A 16,580-nucleotide genomic window follows, 5' to 3' on the forward strand; every position below is an offset into this window, starting at 1 on the left:
AGCAACCCCCAATAATACCCTTGAATGACACTTTTTAAGTCTTGTCTCGGTTAAAATATCGACTCTCGCGCTTGTGGCCTGAAACCTGATGCAAGCTACCCGACCCCCATTTTTTCGGATTGAATTTCAATGAATTCTCCCTTGACCTACAAAGACGCTGGCGTGGACATGCAAGCCGGTGATGACCTGGTAGATGCCATCAAACCCCTCGCCAAACGCACAATGCGCCCAGGTGTGTTGGCAGGCATTGGCGGCTTCGGCGCCATGTTTGAAGTGCCCAAGGGTTATCGTGAGCCTGTGCTTGTTTCTGGCACTGACGGTGTGGGTACCAAGCTGCGCCTCGCTTTTGAGTGGAATATTCACAACACGGTGGGCATCGATCTCGTCGCCATGAGCGCCAACGACATTCTGGTTCAAGGCGCCGAACCTTTGTATTTTCTGGACTACTTTGCCTGTGGCAAGCTCGATGTCAAAACCGCGGCCAGTGTGGTCGGCGGTATTGCCTACGGTTGCGAGCAGGCAGGTTGCGCCCTGATTGGTGGTGAAACCGCTGAAATGCCTGGCATGTATCCCGATGGCGAATACGATCTGGCTGGTTTTGCTGTGGGTATTGTTGAAAAATCCGAGATTCTGGACGCCAGCAAGGTCAAGGCCGGCGACGTGATACTGGGTCTGGCGTCTAACGGCATTCATTCGAATGGCTTCTCGCTGGTTCGCAAAATTCTGGAGCGCGCCCAGCCCGACCTGAATCAGTTGTGCGATGGCATGCCCTTGCGCGAAGCCATCATGGCGCCCACCCGCATGTACGTGAAACCTGTACTTGAATTGATCAAGAAAGTGCCTGTACATGCCTTGGCGCACATTACAGGCGGCGGCTTGGTTGAAAACATTCCGCGTGTATTGCCCGAGAACCTGGTCGCCGAACTGGACCGTGGGTCGTGGCCTGAAACAGAACTGTTCAAATGGCTTCAGGAAAATGGCCAGGTGCCATTTGATGAAATGAACCGTGTATTCAATTGTGGCATTGGCATGGTCATCGTGTTGCCGGCAGAACAAGCGAAGCCTGCCATGGACTTGCTGGTTGCCGCTGGTGAAAAGGTGTACCAGGTGGGTGTTGTGCGCCCGCGTGTTGAGGGTGAAGCACACACCATTGTTACGCCCGCTCACTAACTAGCGCGATATTTCCCAGGCCCTACTCCAGTCAATTCACTTGAATGGCGTAGGGCTTGACTGACTAAGGCTCAAGGCACTATACAAAGTTGCTGAAATTCAGTTGGGAAGCCTGGTCTCTTCGATGCCGTCTTGGGTCACTTTCAGCTTCACACGAAAAAATTTTCTGGCCAGTTTGTTGTTTGTGCGGGTGGCTGATCGCGAGTATTCGCGAAAGGTAAGTGTCAACTCAGCTTGGTCCGGGCCTGCCAAATCGCTATTTTGGTTAATCCATTTGGCCTTCACGAATTCACCTTTTGCCCGAAGTGAATGTGCCTGTGTTTCAGGCATTTCATCGAAGGTTGAGCTGGTAAGAAGATACTGGTTTTTACAAACTCCACTTGTTTCCAGTCCACATTCCTCATTCTGATCGCGTGTACTGAATAGACGCAGCAACAAACCCTTTTCTTGCCCCGGACCGTATTGGTTCAGTTCAATCACTGTCCCATAAGCAAGATTATTTTGGAGCGTTTGTTTGTCAAGTTCATTTGCCAAACAGAAACCGTTTACATACAGTAAAAAGCTTCCAAGTAAAAACTGATTAATCAATTTCATCTTCAATCCACGGAGAAATGTATGTGATCGTTGTGCCCGCCAACCGGATGATTTTTGCCATGTTTTCTTTTGAACAAGGGTCCGAAGTTTTCTCGTCTCCCTTCCCAATTCTCGAAGGCGCGTTGTAATGCTTCGGTAACTTGGGCAACAGTGGGGTCGCTCGGGTAGTGAGTTGACATTCGCATGCCATTGATTCTCGAAATATCGATGGCCTTGCCTGAACCTTGCATGTGTCGACTGGGTAGATTGTGCTGATCTTTCAATGATGAAATATAAATTGAAGTCAGGGTTGGTCCGTTAACTATGTTTGGTCTGATGGTGTGTTGTAAAAAGCCCAGCAATTTTGGGTCAACGCTGTTGTGAACATTCAAGCCAAAATGAATGCTTACATCATTGATCTGACCCGGAATGATTGCCATGTGGAAACCTCTTGCACGAATATTTAAGGGGATGAGCTTAAATAGGAGGCGGTAAGTTGACAAATCAGGCAGTGACGGTCGCTCGACTTGATTACACCCGGGAGTATGTTTAACTGTGTTGTTGCAAGTTGGAGAGAAGATGAAAGATGCTTGCGTACGTAAACATCTTTAAGTAAACACTCTCAACAACGTAGTTGCTCAAGTGCCCAATCAATGTGTTCGCTCAAAAACGCATCTGCACTTCCCCGCATTTCGCGCAATGCACTTTCAATGCCCGCAACACCCTGGCTGTTTCCCGCAGCCACGGCCAAATTTCTTCTGAAACGTCGGTAACCAATGCGTCGTATTGCACTGCCTTCGGTCAACTTCAAAAACTCGTCTTCGGTCCATTTCATCATTGCAAACCAATCTGGCTCATCGAACTCCTTGCGTGGGTTGAAGTCAGCGAACTGTGCTGGCTTGGCAAACTTGTTCCACGGGCAGGCCAGCTGACAGTCGTCACATCCATAAATGCGGGTGCCAATCAAGGGTCGCAATTCAAGCGGAATTTCGCTGTCGTGTTCAATCGTCAAGTAGGAAATACAAAGGCGGGCATCTACCTCATAAGGTTTTACGATCGCCTTGGTGGGGCAGGCGGTCATGCAGCTGTGGCAACTGCCGCAGTGGTTTTTGGCAAATTCGTCGCTCACCGGCAGGGGCAGGTTGGTGAACACTTCGCCGAGAAAGAAAAGCGAACCTTCGTCGGGGTGAATCAGCAGGGTGTGCTTCCCTCGCCAACCCAGGCCCGCTTTGCGGGCAATTTCAACTTCGGGTGTCGGTGCGCTGTCCACAGTTACGCGAAACCCAAAACCTGCGAGTTCGGCATTCACCGCTTCTGCAAATCGTTTCAGTCGTTGCCGAATGACCTTGTGATAGTCCCGTCCCCGGGCGTACAAACTGACATAGGGGTTCTTCAGCTCCCCCAGTTCAGTCAGGGTTTTTTCGGTGTATGTCGCCGCATCGGGCTGGTTCAGCGTTTCTACAGGCACATAAGGTATTCGCAATGATACGATTCGAATCGCACCGGGAAACACAATGTCCGCATTCAGGCGGTTCATGCCGTGGCGTTCCATGTAAGCCATTTCGCCATGCATGCCCCGGTCCAGCCAGGCTTGCAAATGGGGTTCGCAGGCCTGCAGGTTGGTGTCGCTCACGCCCAGGCAGCCAAGCCCCTGCGCTTGTGCGACGCGTTGCAACAATGCCCAGTTTTCTTGTTCTTGATGAGCCTGCATGAAAATGTATATCCGTTATTTGCCCGATGACAACGCAACCGACAGTGTAGGGGAAAAGCTGGCCCAGCTTGTTGTGGCACCGCTTCGCGTCTACCTTTCCGGGCCTCTGGGTGCCGGGAAAACCGCCTTGGTGCGGGCTTTTCTGCGTGCCATGGGTGTACGGGGCGCCATCAAAAGCCCAAGCTATGCGTTGGTAGAACCTTACAATTTATCGAATTATTCGGTGTATCATTTTGATTTTTATCGATTCTTCGATCAGAATGAATGGGAAGAGTCTGGTTTCAGGGACTATTTTAAAGAACATGCCGTTTGCTTGGTGGAATGGCCTGAAAAGGCGGGTGGCTTGTTGCCCACAGCCGATCTGGAAATCGAGCTTGCTTATCATTTTGAAACTGGCCCAGACGGGGTCACTTCAAATGGTGCTGAAACCGCAGGTCGGCGTGTAGAAATTCGCGCCCTTTCTGACAAAGGGCAAATGTTGGTAGATCAATTGAACGAACAACAATAGCTTATGAAGTCACGTCGCGATTTGTTGAAAACCGTTGGGGCAGGAATGCTCCTGAAACTGATTCCCGTCGGTGCTTACGCAGCCGACCTGGTCAAGTTCGTCGACGTGCGCCTGTGGCCTGCCGATGAATACACCCGGGTTACGCTTGAGCACGCCGGGGCCATCAAATACAAGCACTTCCTGATAGAAAATCCGTGGCGCATGGTCATTGATTTGCTCGATCTGCGCCTGGACAGCACGCTGAAAGAACTGACCAGTCGCCTTCATCCAGATGACCCATATGTACAACAAATTCGGGTCGCCCAATACGATGCCAATACCGTACGCCTGGTGTTCGACCTTAAAGCAGAAGTGAAGCCTGAAATTTTCACGATTGATCCGATTGCTGAATACAAGAACCGTTTTGTTGTCGATTTTTATCCCAAGAAAAGCGTGGATCCACTGCTGTCACTCTTGGATAAATCGGAAGATCCGGCAATGCGGGAAGATGAAATTTCACGGGCACTGCGTTTGGCGGAATCTGAGACCAAGGGAACCGACAAATCCGATAAACCCGAGAAACCAGCGGTCGACAAATCCTCAAAAACTGAAGTGGCCAAAGCGCAACCCAACGCGCCAGTCGAGAAAAAGCCAAGCATTGAGATGAAACGCATGGTGACCGTTGCGATTGACCCAGGGCACGGTGGTGAAGACCCCGGCGCAGTGGGCAAGGGCGGAACCTACGAGAAAAACGTCGTATTGGCCATCAGCAAGCGCTTGAAAGCCGAAATCGACAAAATACCGGGCATGCGCGCCATGCTGACCCGCAATGGCGATTTCTTCGTACCACTTAATACACGCGTTCAAAAAGCACGAAGTGTCAATGCAGACCTGTTTGTGTCAGTTCATGCCGATGCATTTATTCGCCCCACGGCGGGTGGTTCATCGGTTTACGTGCTCTCCGAGCGCGGTGCGTCTAGCACGGCGGCCAAATGGATTGCCAACAAGGAAAATGCGTCTGATCTGATCGGTGGCGTCAATATCAAGGGCACCGATTCTCAATTGGCCAAGGTGCTTCTTGATCTTTCTACCACAGCCCAAATTAACGACAGCCTGAAATTGGGGGATGCCGTATTGGGCAACCTGGGTAAAGTCAATCGCCTGCACAAACCCAAGGTAGAGCAGGCTGGTTTCGCTGTGTTGAAGGCGCCAGACATTCCTTCCATCCTGATCGAAACCGCGTTCATCAGCAATCCGGAAGAAGAGAAAAAACTGGCTAACCCGGCCCACCAGCAGGAATTGGCGGAGGCCATTGCCCAAGGCATAGCCAAGTACTTTGCGAAGAACCCGCCCGTGGCTCGCACGCCTCTGACTTAAACAGCACTTGTAGCCACTTATAATGGGGTAATGACACACCGCCCCATTTCCCTGTTGCCCGATGTCCTCATCAGCCAGATCGCCGCAGGCGAGGTGGTTGACCGCCCAGCTTCTGTAGTCAAAGAACTGCTTGAAAATGCCTTAGACGCTGGTGCCACAGAAATCACCATTCGGATTGATGGCGGTGGCATTCAGCGGATCTGTATCCAAGACAATGGCAAGGGCATTCCCAAAGACGAACTGGAATTGGCGGTCACTCGCCACGCCACCTCCAAAATTCAATCGTTGAATGAACTGGAAAGCGTGCTGAGTCTTGGGTTTCGTGGTGAGGCCCTGGCTTCTATCGCCTCCGTCAGCCAGTTCAGTTTGAGCAGCTACCCGGCGGGGCAGGCCAGCGCCTACTGCATCAGCAATCAAAGTGGGCAATGGCAAATAGAACCATCCCCGGCCAGCCCAGGTACAACTGTCGACGTTCAGTCTCTCTATTTCAGCACCCCGGCGCGCCGTAAATTCCTGAAAACCGAGCAAACCGAGTTTTTCAATTGCCTGGATGTGGTGAAACGCATGGCTTTGGCCAACCCCAGTGTCACCTGGCTTGTGTACCGCGACGGAAAACTGCAAAGTCGCTTTCAGGAAAGCAGTTGGAGTGCACGCGTATTCAGCATCCTGGAGCCCATGGCCAACGGTGCGTCCAAACCCATTGAGGTACAGGCAGCAGACATGCAATTGCATGGCGCGGTTGGTTTGCCCGATGCGGCACGCGGTAAAGGCGACATGCAGTTTTTTTACGTCAATGGGCGTTTCGTTAAAGACAAGTTGATTGCCCACGCTGTGCGTTCGGCTTATGAGGATGTTCTGCACGGTGACAAATACCCGTCGTTTGTGTTGTTTTTGAACCTGCCACCTACCGAAGTGGATGTGAATGTTCACCCCGCCAAAACAGAGGTACGTTTTCGAAACGCGCGGGCAGTGCACCAGTGGGTGCGTCAGTCCATACAAGCCTGCCTGGCACCCTCCCGCGCCGTGGTGCCAGTCAGCGGGGTAGGGGCAGATCCAGCCCAAGTTGATGCTGAATATTCCGCTGTTCCTTCTTCAACCGGCAGCAGCCACGCCTGGCGTTCTTCATCCAGCCCCCCTGGGGCGTTTGGTGCCATGCCCGCACAAGCCAAAAGTGCTGCGTTGCCATTTCTGCGGGAGGAGTTGGCCGATTACATTCAGGCTTACCGGCCGTTGGAGCCATCTCATTCGCCCGTTTCCCGGCCAGCGCAAATTACTGTCCAGCCGAAGGTGGTTGTTGGCCAACCCAATAGCGAGCCCTTTCCGAATTCTGCTCAAGAAGCGGTCGCGACAGATACGGAGTACCTGGGGCAAGCCATTGCGCAGGTGCATGGTATTTACATTCTCGCCTTGCGTCCCGATGGCATGGTCGTTGTCGACATGCACGCCGCCCATGAACGGGTGCTGTATGAACAGTTCAAAAATGCACTGGATTCCCAGAAAACAATTTCATCTCAGGAACTGTTGGTGCCACTTCTGGTTCAGATCGACCCTCGATTGGCCAGTGAAGTGGACAACGGGCAACACCTTTGGGAAAAGCTTGGCTTTCGGCTCAGCCTGATATCAACTCAGGAAATTGCCGTGCGTGCAGTGCCTACCATGCTGGCTGGGCAAGACTTCTCGGCCCTGTTGCAACAGTGGCTTGAAGATTTGCATCAGTACGGCGTTGCCCATGTATTGGAGCGCCAGCGCAACGAATGGTTGGCTGGCTTGGCCTGCCACACGGCTGTGCGCGCCAACCGGAAATTGACCCTGCCGGAAATGAATGCCTTGTTGCGGTCCATGGAGAGCACCGAGCGGTCCGACCAATGTAATCACGGCCGACCCACTTGGCGTCACTTCAGTTTGTCTGAAATGGACAAATGGTTTTTGCGTGGCCAATGAAAGGCAAATTCCCTGAATGAACCCTGTTCCTGTCCCAACTATTCCTGCGTTGGCCATTCTCGGCCCAACCGCTTCCGGCAAATCGGCCTTGGCCCTGTGGCTGGCTGATCTCGGCTTTCCCATCGAAATTATCAGCCTGGATTCTGCGCTGGTGTTTCGTGACATGGACATCGGCACTGCAAAGCCCAACCCACAGGAACTTGCCGCAGTGCCCCACCACTTGATCGATATCATCTTGCCCACCGACACATTCAGTGCGGCTGATTTTGTGGGCGCGTGCAACGCGTTGATTACGGACATTCGAGCTCGCGGCAAAATTCCGCTTATCGTGGGTGGAACCATGATGTACTACAAGACGCTGGTCAGTGGCCTGGACGACTTGCCACCAGCTAACCCCGACATTCGCGCAGCCATTGAATCACAGGCCGCTCTTGAAGGTTGGCCCGCCTTGCACGCCCAGCTCGCTGAAATTGATCCAGTTACTGCTGAGCGCTTAAAGCCCAATGACTCCCAGCGCTTGCAGCGTGCTTTGGAGGTGTTTCAAATCACGGGCAAACCGTTGTCCAGTTTTCACCAGCGCAATCAAAATGCCGACGCCTTGATTCCCACCTTGGCCATAGAGCCCTCGGACCGTGCAGTGCTGCACAAGCGGATCGAATCCCGTTTTCATGACATGTTGACGCAAGGACTGGTCGAAGAGGTGGCAGATCTGCGCCGCAGGTATGTGCTCGATGCTGAAATGCCCTCCATGCGTTGCGTGGGTTACCGGCAAGTGTGGGAGTTTCTTGATGGGCACAGCACACGGCGACAGATGATCGACAGGGGTATTGCTGCAACCCGGCAACTCGCCAAACGGCAGATCACCTGGTTGCGTTCTACACCCAACAAGCACGTTATCGATCCGCTGCAAGCAGATTGGCTGCAAAATGTGAAGCCATGGTTAGAGCAGCAAATGGACTCCTTACTGCCCAAGTGATCAGTCATGGCTGTACCTCGGCATGCTTTGCTGGTTCAGCTCTCTATCGATGTTTGCCCAGCATGCTTTGCTGATTCTGCCTTCTTTCCACGTCTGCCCAGCATGCCTTGCTCATCCCACACAGAAAACCGCTTATCCCTTCTTGAACCAAGGCTTTGAATTCACCCAAGCCCGACAAAAAATACGGTCGGGTTTGGGTGTCGCGCCGTGCGCGAACATTCAAGCCTTTTTCAATCAGGGCGGTTTTCTCTAAAGTGTGGGATGAGCAAGTGCATCGCAGGGCAGACTCTCGTTAGTCGGCTTATCCACCGCGGGGGACGGTCGAGTGTTATCACCTCTCGGTGCATGCCATAGTGCAGTAATCTCCGGCAGGTTCAAGTCCAGTCCGCAGTGGTGTCTCGGTTCGGTTTAAGCCCAGTCGGCAGAGATGCCTCGGTCAGGTTTAAGCCTAGTCGGCAGTGATGCCCCAAATTGCTTCGTCTTCAAGAAAACCTGCCCGTTTGCCCAGGGTGCGGCGTGTGCCCGAAGGGCAATAACGAGCTCGTCCATCTTTTTTGACGAGCTCGCTGAGCCGCATGATGGGGCAAAAAGGGATGTACAGGTTTTCTGGCGAAGCAAATGGGGTTCACGCTGACTCGGCCTGAATCTGACCACAGCTGAATCTGACTCGGCCCAAACCTGCCCACAGCTGAAGCTGACTGGGCCTAGAACCAGTGGTTAAACTGTTGATGCATAGCAAACACCATTGGTAGCGTGAACGCCGCCCCCACCGTTGACATGGAAATCAGGCAAGCCACCAAGGGGGCATTTCCTCCCATGCGCGCTGCCAGAATGTACGCACTCGATGCGGATGGAATGGCTGAAAACACCAAAAGAACCATGGTTTGGGCGTCGTTCAGATTCGTGAAATGGGCATACATGACTGCCACCAAAGGCGAAACTAGCAACTTGATTGCGAGCCACCAAATCGACACCGCCCAGTTACCCCGAAGTCCTGAGAATACCAACCCCGCGCCCACAGCCAGCAGACCCAGCGACACTGCTGCCTGGGCGAGTCGCTCCAAAGTCAGCATCACAGGTTCTGGCATCTGAACCCCTGTCAGTTTGACCACAGCGCCTAACGTTGTGCCCACTATCAGAGGGTTTTTCAAAATATCGAGCAAGGCGCCCACGCGGCCGCCTTTGCTCATGGTGCTCACAGCCAACACATTGCAAAGCGGCACACAAATAGCCAACAAAATGGCCAGGTTGGCCACTGCACTTTGGCCGCCCAAGCGGCTGACCAAGGCCAGGCCAATGTAGGAATTAAAACGGTAGGCTGTTTGTAGTCCCGACGCAAAATCCACCCGGCCCATGGTGCTGACCAGCAAACCAAGCCAGCCCAACAGGAAAGCGGAAAAGATCACCGCCGGACCACCCAGGGCAAATGCGCCCAATGTGTTCACATCCAGGTTGCTGGACACCACCGAAAAAAACAGCAGGCAGGGAAACAGCACGAAGTACACCAGCTTTTCAATCGTCGCCCATGCAGCGGGTGCCATCCAGAAACGCCGAAGCAGGTAGCCCAGAGCGATGATGGCGAAATCAGGAAATAGAAGAAGTGGTGACAATGGCTTTCATCATTCAGGCAATAAAAAACCCACCCGAAGGTGGGTTTTCAAGATCAATCTTGATCAAGTTGTTTCGTTCGCCAACTTAAACAGAGAAAGATGAACCGCAACCGCAAGTGGTCGTGGCGTTCGGGTTCTTGATCACGAACTGTGCACCGTTGATGTCCTCTTTGTAATCAATTTCCGCACCGGTCAGGTATTGGTAGCTCATTGAGTCGATCAACAATGTCACACCCGCCTTGTCCAGCGCCGTGTCGTCGTCGTTCACATCTTCGTCAAAAGTGAAGCCATACTGGAAACCGGAGCAACCACCACCCTGCACGAAAACGCGCAGCTTCAGGTTGGGGTTGCCTTCTTCATTGATCAGATCGCGCACTTTGGCGGCCGCTGCGTCAGTGAAAACCAGTACGCTGGGTTGTTCTGTAGTTACGTCCATCATGTCCTGCCTTTTTGCTGAGTTTTAATTGCTTGATGCCAAAGCCAGCTTACCCGGCATCACTTCTTCACCTTCATGATGCAAGGTGCCGTGAACCACGGCGCCTGGATGCATCTCCAATGCCCTATATCTTACGTCACCTGACACATTTGCGGAAGGGTGCAGTTCCAGCAACTGATTAACCTGGATGGGGCCTTCAATCAATCCGCTGACCACCACGTGCCCAACGCGAACACTGCCGCGTACTTTACCGGTCTCCGAGATTACCAGCAGCGATTGTGCATTTTCATCTGCAGTGACATTGCCGATGACCTCTCCATCAATGCGCAAGCCACCTTGAAAGCTTAAGTCGCCTTTCAGGACCATGTCAGCGCCCACCAAGCTCTGGATAGGTAACAGCCGTTTTGTGTTTTTCTTGGAAAACATCTCAATATCCCTTCAAAATTTGATTGTAGATTGGGCGCGGATGGCTCCTGCTTCAAGAATTCTCATTTCGACACTCTGAAGTTTGCCGTCTTCCGGCAAGGTAAACATGCCGGAGATTCTGGAAAAGCGCGTCAATTTGATCTTGAACTGTGGGTCGTCCATGTCTCCTGAACTGGGTAAAACTATGACACTGGATTGCCCTTTGCTCAACACTTTAATCAAAACCTGCACATCCAGGCTGATCTCGGGGCGCTGGCTACCTTGAATAACCAGTGCCTTGTATCGATATTGATCTGGAACGGTGTCTTTTGTCACTTGCAAGCGCTTTAGCGAAATACCGCCTTGCAAGCTTCCCGGTATGAAGCCCTCAAAAAATGCCAGGTCTTCTTTCAGTTTTGCATTTTCAGATTCAAGGTTGGTAATCAGCAGGTTCAGGGTGCTCCGCGCTTCCTTGTCCAGTTTGATCAGTTCGTTGCTGCGGGACACTTCATCCTGAAGGTCGGCTGTTTTTGCGCGCAATTCGGTGACCTGTTCATTCAGTAGTGCGATTTCCTGCGTTGAGAACAGGCCTTGAATGTAATTTCCTTGAGGGCCCCACACAGCAAACGCCGCACAAACTATCAGAACGGAGAGGCCAAGCAACAATCCGTAAACGAATGCGAGCCGGGAGGATCTTCGAACTCCCGGCAACAAGGTGCGGCGTGAATGATGCGTTTTCTTTGGATTCAAGGCCCTGGTGTCCTTGTGTTTCAAGGAGACAGAGGCAGTTGTTCCAGCCCTGTGTGCTCAGGCAGGTCGAACATCGCATTCATGGCTTGAACGGCCTGACCCGCCGCGCCTTTCACCAGATTGTCGATTACGGAAACAATAACCAGAGTGTCCCTGCCTTGTGGTCGATGCAACGCAATGCGCACAAAGTTTGACCCGCGAACCGATTTCGTATCAGGCAGCGAACCCTTCGGCATCACGTCAACAAAGTACTCATTGGCATAGTGCTGTTCATACAGGCTTTGAATGTCGGTGTTCAAACCATGCTCATTCAGCTTCACATAGGTGGTGGCCAAAATGCCGCGCACCATGGGTACCAAATGGGGTGTGAACGTGATTTGCGCCTTGCGTCCTGAAATCAGCTCAAGCCCCTGCTCGATTTCAGGCAAGTGGCGGTGACCACTGACACCATAGGCTTTGAAACTTTCGCTGGCCTCGGAAAACAGGGATCCAACTGCAGCCTTGCGGCCCGCGCCGGACACTCCGGATTTGCAATCCGCCACAATGCTGCTTTCGTCTATCAAAGGGGTCGCGTGGCTGATCAGGGGTTTCAGTGCCAATTGCACGGCGGTGGGGTAGCAGCCTGCCAGGCCCACCAGCTTTGCTTTTTTGATTTCTTCGCGCGCGGATTCAACCAGTCCGTAGCAGGCTTGGCCCAGCAGTTCGGGCTCGGAATGGGGCATGCCGTACCATTTTTCGAACTCGGTCGTGTTTTTCAGGCGAAAGTCTGCCCCCAGGTCAATCACGCGAATGCCGGCGTTCACCAGTTCAGCCGATTGGGCCATTGCCACGCCGTGGGGAGTCGCGAAAAAAACAACATCGCAATCTTTTAGCGATTCAAAGGTAGGCTCGGAAAAAGCAATATTCACGCGCTTGCGCAGGGCCGGGAACATGTCCGCCACGGGTTGACCGACTTCGCCACGCGATGTAATGGCTTTCAGTTCGGCCTGTGGGTGCAATGCCAACAGGCGAAGAAGTTCAGAGCCTGTGTAACCGGTTCCGCCGACAATGCCTACCTTGATCATGAGAAATCCTTGTGCTGAAAAGAAAAAAAGCCGCACATTTGTGCGGCTTTCGATTGTAACCCAGCTGGGAGGGCTGCCGGGTGTAAGCGTACTTTGAAAATTAACGCTTGGAGAACTGCTTGCGACGACGCGCGCCACGCAGACCCACTTTCTTCCGTTCAACTTCACGTGCATCACGAGTAACCAGGCCTGCTTTGGACAGGGTTGGCTTCAGTTCTGCATCGAAGTCGATCAAAGCACGTGTCAAGCCGTGACGAACTGCGCCAGCCTGGCCAGTTTCGCCACCGCCGCGCACGTTCACTTTGATGTCAAAAGTTTCAACGTTCTCGGTCAGTACCAAAGGTTGACGAGCAACCATCTGGCCAGTTTCGCGAGCGAAGTATTCAGTCAAAGGCTTGCCGTTCACGATGAACTGACCAGTACCTTTCTTGATAAAAACACGGGCCACTGAGCTTTTGCGGCGACCGGTTCCGTAATTGTATTCACCAATCATGGTTCACCTCAGATTTCAAGTGGCTTGGGTTGTTGTGCGGAATGCGGGTGCTCGGCTTCAGCATAGATCTTCAATTTCTTGATCATCGCGTAACCCAGAGGACCTTTTGGCAACATGCCTTTCACAGCTTTCTCCAGCGCGCGGCCAGGGAAGCGTTCCTGCATCTTGTCAAAGTTCGTTTCGTAGATACCGCCTGGGTAACCAGAGTGGCGGAAATACTTCTTGTTCAGGCCTTTGGTACCTGTAACGCGCAATTTACCGGCATTTACAACAACAATGAAGTCGCCTGTGTCGATGTGCGGTGTGAATTCAGGTTTGTGCTTACCACGGAGGCGGCGTGCAACTTCACTGGCTACACGTCCCAACACCTTGTCGGTGCCGTCGATCACAAACCACTCTTGTTTAACCTCACCGGGTTTCGCTGAGTAGGTTTTCATGATTTTTCCTTAAAGATAAAAAAGTGCTTTTACCTGTCTCCCCACTTGTACATGCAGCCCGCAATCAAAATGCAGGTCGGCAGCCGAAGGGCTCTCCCAACAGGTAACCCGCGATTTTAGCAAAGTTTTAAGCTTTCGGTTAAACTTTTTCAGCTTCGGGATAAAAAAAACCCAAGCGCGGTAAGGCGCTTGGGTTTAATCCACCAAAGGAGGAGGGTGGAGGAGACAATCTTGCACCAGAGAAGAATCTCTTCAAAGCTTGCTTTGTGGTTCATCTCGGTGACAACAATTAAAATTCTAGTGAGTTTTCTGTTGCAGCGCAAGAGTAAAACTTCGTTGTCCGAAAAAAGCAACTTATTCCACAATTTCAAAGTGGTTAAAATAAAACCAATAAAAACAAACACTTGTTTTTAGTACAAATGACTGACGAGTTATTTGTTAAGTTGTTTAACTAAAAATAGAGCATCTTTTCAGTTTCAGTTTAGAGTTTATTGTGCGTGGCACAATGAGTGATTAATCATAAAGAAGGAGTGTTATGGAAGCGGAAGTTAGCTGGTCCGGGTTACCCGGGATGTCCTTTGTGGCCACCACGGGGAGCGGTCACATGGTCTGTATGGACGGCGCACCCGATGGCGGTGGAAATAACCTGGCACCTCGCCCAATGGAAGTGGTGCTTGCTGGCACAGGTGCATGCACCGCGTATGACGTGGTGCTGATTTTGCGTAAAAGTGGGCAAGACGTCCGCAATTGCAAAGTAAAGATGAGTGCTGAGCGGGCCGATGAGGCGCCCAAGGTGTTCACTCGCATCAATTTTCACTTTCAGGTGATAGGGCGCGGTTTAAAACCCAACCTGGTAGATCGTGCGATCAAGCTGTCGCATGAGAAATACTGCTCTGCGTCTGCCATGTTGGGCAAAACCGCCGAGCTGGTTTTCACGCACGAAATTATTGAAGATTAAATTTTCTGTGCAAGCGTGGTCATGACTTTCGACATGGCGGTCATGGCCAGCTTCACCGGCAGAGGCAGTTGATGGGCACCCTCATCAATCGCACTTTGTCCGTGCTCAATTTCATCCTGCCGCATTTGTTCCAGAATGGCCCGCGACTGTTGGTCCCCGGCAGGCAGGCGACCCAAGTGGTCGTTCAGGTGTTTCTCCACCTGTTTTTCAGTTTCCGCCATGAATCCAAGGCTTACCTTGTCACCCAATGTGCCCGCGACAAAGCCCAGTGCAAATGCGCCGCCGTACCAAAGTGGGTTCAGCAGGCTTGGCCGTGCGCCCAGTTGATCCAGTCTTTCCTGTGTCCACGCCAGGTGATCAGCCTCTTCCTTGGCGGCGTGGTCGAAAAGGGCTTTTTTATCTGGATTCTTGCTGGCCAGCGATTGCGCCTGGTAAAGGGCCTGCGCACAAATCTCGCCGACGTGATTTACGCGCATCAAACCAATGACCTGTTGTTTCTCGGATTCGCTTAATTGGTCCGTTGGCAAATTGCGACCAGCCGGGTTAGGGCGTTGTGCAACTGGTGTCGCCGCAAGGGTTTTCAGTGCTTTGTCCACTTCGCCAAGTACAGCGTCGATGGAAGGAAGCTTGGGCAAGGCGGGTAACTTCGGAAAACGGGGGGGCTGATTTGGCATTACTACGCACCAATCCTGTGTTTTTTCAACGAGGTCTTCATTTTAGCAAGGGATGCAAGTAAAATCCGCCCCAACGCGCAACGATTTACAACGTCCCCGTGTTTGCTCTGGTTTCCGTTCGGAAATCGGTCTGCTTCATGGTGGCAATTTTTCAGGCAAACCATGACTTCCAAGAAAAAGCTCTTCATCAAAACCTTTGGCTGCCAGATGAACGAGTACGATTCCGACAAAATGGCCGATGTGCTTGGCGACTCTGAGGGGCTAGAGCGCACAGACACACCGGAAGATGCGGACGTTATCCTGTTCAACACATGTTCCGTGCGTGAAAAGGCGCAGGAAAAAGTGTTCAGTGACCTTGGCCGAGTCAAGCACCTGAAAAAGCTCAACCCCAACCTGATTATCGGTGTGGGCGGCTGCGTGGCCAGCCAGGAAGGCAAGGCAATTGTCGAGCGGGCGCCCTATGTAGACGTGGTGTTTGGTCCGCAAACCTTGCACCGTTTGCCGCATCTCATCCAGAAACGCCGGGACACCCATCGCCCGCAGGTGGACATTTCTTTTCCTGAAATTGAAAAGTTCGACAATTTGCCTTTGGCCAAAAACACAGGTGCCACGGCGTTCGTGTCGATCATGGAAGGTTGCAGCAAGTACTGCAGCTTCTGCGTGGTGCCTTATACAAGGGGTGAGGAAATATCTCGTCCTTTCGATGATGTGCTCACCGAAATTGCGGATTTGGCAGATCAAGGTGTCAAGGAAATCAACCTGCTTGGGCAAAACGTGAATGCCTACCGGGGCAAGATGGGCGACACAGCTGAAATTGCTGACTTCGCCTTGCTGCTTGAATACGTCTCGGAGGTGCCTGGCATAGAACGTATTCGCTTCACCACGTCGCACCCGAAAGAGTTTGGTCCCCGGCTTATTGAGGCCTATGCCAAGTTGCCCAAATTGGTAGATCACCTTCATCTGCCTGTACAAGCAGGTTCTGACCGTATTCTGGCCGCCATGAAGCGTGGATACACAGCCTTGGAGTACAAGTCGATTGTGCGAAAGCTACGTGACATTCGCCCCAACATCTCGATGTCATCAGACTTTATCGTTGGCTTTCCCGGCGAAACCGAGGTGGATTTTGAAAAAACCATGGATTTGATTGAGTCTGTAGGTTTTGATACCTCATTTTCGTTTGTGTATAGCCCGCGCCCGGGCACCCCGGCGGCTGACCTGGAAGATGGCGTCGATCAGGTCACAAAACTGAAACGGCTGGCCCGGTTACAAAAGACCATTCAGGACCATGCCACCAGCATTAGTCACTCGATGTTGGGTACCCGTCAAAAGGTATTGGTGGAAGGGCCTTCCAAAAAGGACCCCGCCGAATTGGCGGGGCGTACTGAGAACAACCGGGTCGTGAATTTTCAGGGCAATCCCAGAATGCTAGGGCAAATTGTCGTGCTTGACATTGTCGAGGCCTATCCCAATTCCTTGCGTGGGCGCGTTCCACTTGCGCAGTAAGCTTGCCAAGCGCCT

General features: G+C 52.3%; 18 protein-coding genes. 7 read left to right on the forward strand and 11 right to left on the reverse strand.

What is annotated here, in order from left to right; all coding sequences use genetic code 11:
* The first annotated feature begins 129 nt into the window (after positions 1-129).
* Entirely contained in the window at positions 130-1,170 is a 1,041-nt protein-coding gene (purM, locus tag RGQ30_RS03760) for a phosphoribosylformylglycinamidine cyclo-ligase (RefSeq protein ID WP_130558257.1), read from the forward strand.
* Positions 1,171-1,269: 99 nt separating this feature from the next.
* On the opposite strand, the gene RGQ30_RS03765 is transcribed toward purM, so the two are convergent.
* The 3 genes from RGQ30_RS03765 to queG all read right to left on the reverse strand — a co-directional run bounded on the left by RGQ30_RS03765 (position 1,270) and on the right by queG (position 3,454).
* Positions 1,270-1,764 (reverse strand): hypothetical protein, encoded by a 495-nt coding sequence (locus RGQ30_RS03765; protein ID WP_130558256.1) that lies wholly within the window; start codon positions 1,762-1,764, stop codon positions 1,270-1,272.
* A gap of 2 nt (positions 1,765-1,766) precedes the next feature.
* Positions 1,767-2,183, reverse strand: coding sequence for a hypothetical protein (locus RGQ30_RS03770; RefSeq protein ID WP_338284751.1), 417 nt, complete (start codon positions 2,181-2,183; stop codon positions 1,767-1,769).
* Positions 2,184-2,365: 182 nt separating this feature from the next.
* Positions 2,366-3,454 carry a tRNA epoxyqueuosine(34) reductase QueG gene (gene queG, locus RGQ30_RS03775; RefSeq protein ID WP_130558254.1) on the reverse strand — a complete coding sequence of 363 codons (1,089 nt, stop codon included), beginning with the start codon at positions 3,452-3,454 and terminating at the stop codon, positions 2,366-2,368.
* Here queG and tsaE point away from each other — a divergent pair.
* The 4 genes from tsaE to miaA are packed head-to-tail and all read left to right on the forward strand — an operon-like array spanning position 3,453 to position 8,235.
* On the forward strand, positions 3,453-3,962 hold the full coding sequence (tsaE, locus tag RGQ30_RS03780) for a tRNA (adenosine(37)-N6)-threonylcarbamoyltransferase complex ATPase subunit type 1 TsaE (RefSeq protein WP_130558253.1): 510 nt from the start codon (positions 3,453-3,455) through the stop codon (positions 3,960-3,962). The two genes, queG and tsaE, sit on opposite strands and share 2 nt — an antisense overlap.
* 3 nt (positions 3,963-3,965) lie before the next feature.
* Positions 3,966-5,318 (forward strand): N-acetylmuramoyl-L-alanine amidase, encoded by a 1,353-nt coding sequence (locus RGQ30_RS03785; RefSeq protein ID WP_130558252.1) that lies wholly within the window; start codon positions 3,966-3,968, stop codon positions 5,316-5,318.
* 30 nt (positions 5,319-5,348) lie between these two features.
* Positions 5,349-7,259 (forward strand): DNA mismatch repair endonuclease MutL, encoded by a 1,911-nt coding sequence (mutL, locus tag RGQ30_RS03790; RefSeq protein WP_130558251.1) that lies wholly within the window; start codon positions 5,349-5,351, stop codon positions 7,257-7,259.
* Positions 7,260-7,275: 16 nt separating this feature from the next.
* Complete coding sequence (miaA, locus tag RGQ30_RS03795) at positions 7,276-8,235, forward strand: tRNA (adenosine(37)-N6)-dimethylallyltransferase MiaA (protein ID WP_130558250.1); 960 nt, start codon at positions 7,276-7,278, stop codon at positions 8,233-8,235.
* A 704-nt stretch (positions 8,236-8,939) separates the two neighbouring features.
* On the opposite strand, the gene RGQ30_RS03800 is transcribed toward miaA, so the two are convergent.
* The 7 genes from RGQ30_RS03800 to rplM all read right to left on the reverse strand — a co-directional run bounded on the left by RGQ30_RS03800 (position 8,940) and on the right by rplM (position 13,430).
* On the reverse strand, positions 8,940-9,845 hold the full coding sequence (locus tag RGQ30_RS03800) for an AEC family transporter (RefSeq protein ID WP_130558249.1): 906 nt from the start codon (positions 9,843-9,845) through the stop codon (positions 8,940-8,942).
* Between the two features lie 85 nt (positions 9,846-9,930).
* Complete coding sequence (gene erpA, locus RGQ30_RS03805; RefSeq protein WP_130558248.1) at positions 9,931-10,284, reverse strand: iron-sulfur cluster insertion protein ErpA; 354 nt, start codon at positions 10,282-10,284, stop codon at positions 9,931-9,933.
* A 21-nt stretch (positions 10,285-10,305) separates the two neighbouring features.
* Positions 10,306-10,707 carry a bactofilin family protein gene (locus RGQ30_RS03810; protein ID WP_130558247.1) on the reverse strand — a complete coding sequence of 134 codons (402 nt, stop codon included), beginning with the start codon at positions 10,705-10,707 and terminating at the stop codon, positions 10,306-10,308.
* Between the two features lie 12 nt (positions 10,708-10,719).
* Positions 10,720-11,307 (reverse strand): DUF6776 family protein, encoded by a 588-nt coding sequence (locus RGQ30_RS03815; protein WP_298219106.1) that lies wholly within the window; start codon positions 11,305-11,307, stop codon positions 10,720-10,722.
* A gap of 149 nt (positions 11,308-11,456) precedes the next feature.
* The gene (gene argC, locus RGQ30_RS03820) at positions 11,457-12,500 is read right to left on the reverse strand and encodes an N-acetyl-gamma-glutamyl-phosphate reductase (protein WP_130558245.1); all 1,044 of its coding nucleotides are present in this window, start codon (positions 12,498-12,500) and stop codon (positions 11,457-11,459) included.
* Positions 12,501-12,600: 100 nt separating this feature from the next.
* Entirely contained in the window at positions 12,601-12,993 is a 393-nt protein-coding gene (gene rpsI / locus RGQ30_RS03825) for a 30S ribosomal protein S9 (protein WP_105027036.1), read from the reverse strand.
* Positions 12,994-13,001: 8 nt separating this feature from the next.
* Complete coding sequence (gene rplM, locus RGQ30_RS03830; protein WP_008251461.1) at positions 13,002-13,430, reverse strand: 50S ribosomal protein L13; 429 nt, start codon at positions 13,428-13,430, stop codon at positions 13,002-13,004.
* Between the two features lie 535 nt (positions 13,431-13,965).
* On the opposite strand from rplM, the gene RGQ30_RS03835 reads away from it, so the two are divergent.
* Positions 13,966-14,388 carry an OsmC family protein gene (locus tag RGQ30_RS03835; RefSeq protein ID WP_130558244.1) on the forward strand — a complete coding sequence of 141 codons (423 nt, stop codon included), beginning with the start codon at positions 13,966-13,968 and terminating at the stop codon, positions 14,386-14,388.
* Here RGQ30_RS03835 and coq7 read toward each other — a convergent pair.
* Positions 14,385-15,005, reverse strand: coding sequence for a 2-polyprenyl-3-methyl-6-methoxy-1,4-benzoquinone monooxygenase (gene coq7, locus RGQ30_RS03840; protein ID WP_298219176.1), 621 nt, complete (start codon positions 15,003-15,005; stop codon positions 14,385-14,387). The genes RGQ30_RS03835 and coq7 overlap by 4 nt on opposite strands.
* A gap of 219 nt (positions 15,006-15,224) precedes the next feature.
* Here coq7 and miaB point away from each other — a divergent pair, with 219 nt between their 5' ends.
* Positions 15,225-16,565, forward strand: a complete 1,341-nt coding sequence (gene miaB, locus RGQ30_RS03845) for a tRNA (N6-isopentenyl adenosine(37)-C2)-methylthiotransferase MiaB (RefSeq protein ID WP_130558242.1) — start codon at positions 15,225-15,227, stop codon at positions 16,563-16,565.
* Positions 16,566-16,580 lie beyond the last annotated feature (15 nt).

The organism is Limnobacter thiooxidans, from assembly GCF_036323495.1.
GTDB lineage: Bacteria > Pseudomonadota > Gammaproteobacteria > Burkholderiales > Burkholderiaceae_B > Limnobacter > Limnobacter thiooxidans.